General features: G+C 66.0%; 1 protein-coding gene. It reads left to right on the top strand.

Annotated features, from left to right (window positions below):
• Positions 1-139: 139 nt before the first annotated feature.
• Positions 140-329: hypothetical protein (locus KVT32_RS32365; protein WP_254637079.1), on the top strand; the 190-nt coding region annotated here is incomplete at its 3' end.

Raw genomic sequence — 329 nt, 5'->3', positions numbered from 1 at the left:
CGAACGGCTGAACGCCATGAGTCCGCAGGAGCGCCAGCGCGTCTTCGCCGAATGGATCCGAAGCGCCATGCCCTGGGTGAACGCGCGCTTCTCGGCCGAGTTCACTCCGAATTCGGACCAATTCAAGTGTTTTATCGGAGTGGGTGACGTAGCCGCCTGGCGCCGCATGGAGCTTGAAATCCGCGCCGCCGTGCCGACCGGTTTCTTCCACGGCGACCTGGTCTCGATCGTCAACACGGGCATCCCGGGGCGGGCGGTCTGCTACATCGAACTGTCGGGCATCCCCATGACGGTGCTGCGCGGCCTGCCGGCCTGGCGCGCCTCGTACC

This window comes from Achromobacter sp. GbtcB20, from assembly GCF_019091095.1.
Taxonomy (GTDB): domain Bacteria; phylum Pseudomonadota; class Gammaproteobacteria; order Burkholderiales; family Burkholderiaceae_B; genus Achromobacter; species Achromobacter mucicolens.
Note: the sequence above shows the minus strand (reverse complement) of the source record. Positions and strands in the feature narration are given on the sequence as shown.